This window comes from Limnospira sp. PMC 289.06, from assembly GCF_032350395.1.
In the GTDB taxonomy this organism is placed as follows: Bacteria; Cyanobacteriota; Cyanobacteriia; order Cyanobacteriales; family Microcoleaceae; genus Limnospira; species Limnospira platensis.
In genome coordinates, this window is the sequence record NZ_JARPLC010000131.1 from 8,160 (window position 1) to 12,351 (window position 4,192).

Annotated in this window: 4 protein-coding genes; 1 reads left to right on the forward strand and 3 read right to left on the reverse strand. The window is 42.0% G+C overall.

The window, feature by feature from the left end:
- Positions 1-217 precede the first annotated feature (217 nt).
- The 3 genes from P5674_RS19945 to P5674_RS19955 form a co-directional block, all read right to left on the reverse strand.
- Entirely contained in the window at positions 218-2,401 is a 2,184-nt protein-coding gene (locus P5674_RS19945) for a PAS domain S-box protein (RefSeq protein WP_006616336.1), read from the reverse strand.
- 196 nt (positions 2,402-2,597) lie between these two features.
- Complete coding sequence (glsA, locus tag P5674_RS19950; RefSeq protein ID WP_035735445.1) at positions 2,598-3,629, reverse strand: glutaminase A; 1,032 nt, start codon at positions 3,627-3,629, stop codon at positions 2,598-2,600.
- 5 nt (positions 3,630-3,634) lie between these two features.
- Positions 3,635-3,979, reverse strand: coding sequence for a MinD/ParA family ATP-binding protein (locus tag P5674_RS19955; RefSeq protein WP_197535920.1), 345 nt, complete (start codon positions 3,977-3,979; stop codon positions 3,635-3,637).
- Between P5674_RS19955 and P5674_RS19960 the strand changes: the two genes are divergently transcribed.
- On the forward strand, positions 3,947-4,192 hold a 246-nt coding region (locus P5674_RS19960), incomplete at its 3' end, for an IS630 transposase-related protein (protein ID WP_315642943.1). The genes P5674_RS19955 and P5674_RS19960 overlap by 33 nt on opposite strands.

The following is a 4,192-nucleotide window of genomic DNA, read 5'->3' on the forward strand; positions in this document are numbered from 1 at the left end:
TCGTGGGTGAGGGCGGGTTTATTTATCTTCCCCTTGGGAATGAGGATTCACAGCACAACCCGCCCCTACATCGACATGGGAATCACCATTCACAGCACAACCCGCCCCTACATCGACAATTGATAATCGTGGGTGAGGGCGGGTTTATTTATCTTCCCCTTGGGAATGAGGATTCACAGCACAACCCGCCCCTACATTATCAATTATCCAGTTTTTCTTAACTCCAGAAATCATCAAGGTTCACGTTAGATATTTCTTGCTGTACCTCCTGGAAATAACTACTCTCAGTTAAATTAGCCACTTCTTGCTGACGTTTTTTATGATCAATTTCAATTTGCAACTCTTCCAATTGTCGTTTTAGTTCCTCCTCCTTGCGCTTCCGTTCAGTAATATCTTGAACAATTCCTTCGTAATACAACACATTGCCATTGTTATCATTCACGACACGGGCATCAATTTGAATCCAGATAATACTACGATCCTTGCAATAACAACGATATTCAAAATTTTTGACGGAATTTTGTTGAGACAACAAATATCTGAATTCCGTTCTTTTTTCTGGGTCTACATAAAGCTGCTCACTAATGTTCGTAATACTTGCCATCAGTTCTTCAGGAGAATCATAGCCATAAATTCTGGCTAAAGCCGGATTAGCATTAATAAATTTGCCTTTAGGGGACGATTGAAAAATCCCTTCCAAAGCATTTTCAAAAATGCTGCGGTAGTTTTCCTCAGCAATACGCAAGGCTTCTTCTGCCTGTTTACGGTCGGTGATATCTCGCACCATAATTAAAACTTCATCTTCTGCCAAAACCATAATTCGCACCTCTTCATCTACAGACTTATTATCCCGGATAATTTGATGCTCATAAACTTGTAACTTCCCAGTTATTAATGCTTGTTGAATATAGTGCATTAATTGTTCGTAATTATCCGGTAAATATTCCTGCACGCTGATTCCCTTCGGAAATGGCTGACCGGTTAACAATTCTTCGCCACTACTATCTGCTGGCTCCAAACGATCGCTACCCACCACATCAAGATAACTACCATCCCCCTTAGCCCGAATCATTAAATCTGGAATAGTATTAACAATAGCCCGATTAGTCGCTTCACTTTGGCGGAGGGCATAAAATGATTGTTTCAGTTGTTGTGCCATACTATTAAAAGACCTCGCCAAGCCGTCGATTTCAATAATTGGGCTAGGTTTTACCTGTTGATCTAGTTCACCTTGCGCTAATTCATCAGCCGCATGGGAAACGCGCAAAATCGGTCGAGTGACCCAGCGAGAGGTCAAAATTCCCACAGCGATCGCCATTATTAACGCCGCCAAACTTAACCCGATAGACTTTTGACGACTCGCATTAATTTCGCTCATAAAATCCGACTCCGGAATCGTTAAAACTACCAACCAATCCAAATTGCCATCTTGAAATGGCACAACTTGAACATATTGTCGTTCCCCTGACCACTGAAAATCGAATTTTTTGACAGTTTGAATATTACCGAGGTCATTAAAGCGATCGCTCAGATAATTAGCCGTAGCCCGGACTGCACCATTTTCACTGGCGATCGCCATTAATCGTTCACGATCATTTCCAACAACCTTAAATGTAGGTTCTCCCGTAGAAGTAGCCACCAATTTACCAGAACGCTCCATAATAAAAGCCGTTCCAGTTTTACCAATCTCCAAATTTCGCAAAAACCCACTCACCTCTTGGGGTAAAAAAAAGTCAGTTCCACAAACCCCAATCAGAGAACCATCCGTCAGACTATAAACCGGGAGACTTGCTGTTATGGTAGGTAATAGGGTAGAAAAAGAAAGATAAATCTCACTCCACACAGCCTTACTTTCCGCCTGTGCTGCTTTATACCAAGGTCTTTGGCGTGGATCATAAGGTTGTTCAAGAGTGCCAATTTGCTCAGTCCGATTTCCTTGTTCATCAAAAGCAAAATCCTGGCGCATAAAGTCAGTCCAGAAATTGCTATACACCATAATTACATTAGAACGGTCTTCTTGGTCGAGTCTACCTACCCCAAAAAAACTACCATCTTCGTCACCACAATAGACATAACTCAAGCTAGGATAAATCTGCATATGCTGCCATAATTTGTGTTCCCCAAAAGTGTTACTCACATTCAGATCACCATGGGAAAAATCATTAGCATTCAAACGATTAATAGTTTTGGGAATCTCCGTATAAGACGATAACTTTTCTGTAATTCGATTGGTCAGTTCACTCCGTAATTGGGTAGCTACATTATTCACAGCTTGTTGTCCACTGCGATAACCAATCCATCCTACTAAACCAACCCCTGCCACAATTTGCAAAAGAAACGGAATCAGTAGGGTTGTTCTGAGACGAAATCGACGAACAGGTGAGTTTTTATCGAGGTTCATAGCAAGTTTAAATCAGACAGTTGGCATAGGGGTAAAAATTTTTACCCCTACAGTGTCACACCCCCGACTTAACGGCAGCCAGGGATATTAAGATGTTGACGAAATAGTTTTAGGTGGCAGAAATGTCCGACATAAAGTTAGGTTAACCTGGGTGTTAGCCTACCTAATATCTGGAACTATGAATAGTCGAGACTGTTTAAAAGTCATGTAGATCATCACCTCCCGCAATCCACTCTTCTAAATTGCGATCGCTTTTAGCTACATTAAACAGATGTAAACCAAAATCCCGTGATAGGTCTTCACACACCTTCACACCTCGAATGCTATTACCTTTAGCATCCAAAGGCGGCGAAAATATACCAATTCCCAACTTTCCTGGTACCACCGCTAAAATACCGCCGCCTACGCCACTTTTTGCAGGTATTCCCACCCGATAAGCCCATTCTCCTGATGCGTCATACATCCCACAGGTTAGCATCACACTAATGATATCCTGCACATAATGTTCATCAACAGCCCGTTGCTTAGTGATTGGATTAATACCCCCATTAGACAGGGTCGCTGAAATCATTGCTAAATCTTTAGCATTGACCAGAATTGAACATTGCTGAAAGTACAGGTCTAAGGTTTCATCAATTTTGTCGCTGACCATACCAAAGTTCAGCATCAAATAAGCCATAGCCCGATTTCGGTTTCCCGTGGCTTTCTCGGAGAGAAAAACAGGGACGTTAATATCATGATCTCGTCCCGTGTAGCCTTTGAACATTTCTAGCAATCTTTTCAGGCGTTCGGTGCTGTTTTGACCTTTGATTAAATCTGCGGTGGCGATCGCTCCAGCATTTACCATAGGATTATAGGGGCGGTTTGTCACCTCATCCAACACAATAGCGTTAAAGGCTTCCCCAGTCGGTTCCACACTCACCTTACTATTGACATATTCCCGGCCATAATCTGCCAACGCCAAACCAAATACAAACGGTTTAGAAATAGATTGAATTGTGAACAACTGATCACAATTTCCCACCTCAAAAATCTGCTCATCTTTAGTCACTACGCAAATCCCGAACCATTCCGGTTTTGCCAATGCTAACTCAGGAATATAATCAGCTACTTTGCCCTCATTCAGTGGCTGATATTTTTCGTATAAATCATTTAAATAGTTACGAAATGGCGAGACCATTGCTGCAAGAGAACTCGTCAGAGATTGTAGATCCCCTAAATCAGACATAATTTTCATCCCTCCATAATTTGATTGGCAACTTTAGCAAATTCTTTACTGACTGGATGTTCAGGATATTTCACACAAAACACCCCTTCACTAGCCAGTTGTAGTAAATCTTCCGACAAAGGAAACACACCCGCCACAGTTTCGCCGTATGTTTGTTCTACCTTTTGTTTGAGTGCGTCTAAATTAAGTTTACTATGGGCTTTGTTGATAGCCAGCAGCATTCTCCTAACATTTAACTGTCTAGCCACATCTATGGTATAGCACAAGACAGAACAGTGAGGACGTATAATGGCAAGGATATCTACAGAAGACCCAAAATGCCAGCCCCCTACAGTTACGACCTTAGACAAAAAGTTATCAATGCAATTGAACTATACGGTATGTCCAAAACCAAAGCCAGTCAATTTTTCCATCTCAGCCGGAACACTATCAATCTCTGGCTGCAAAGAAAAGCACAGACCGGAGACTTCCTCCCTAAACCTAATCGCCCACCTGGCAATAACCACAAAATTACCGACTGGCACAAATTCAAGGCTTTTGCCCAAGAGCATGGCGACAAAACA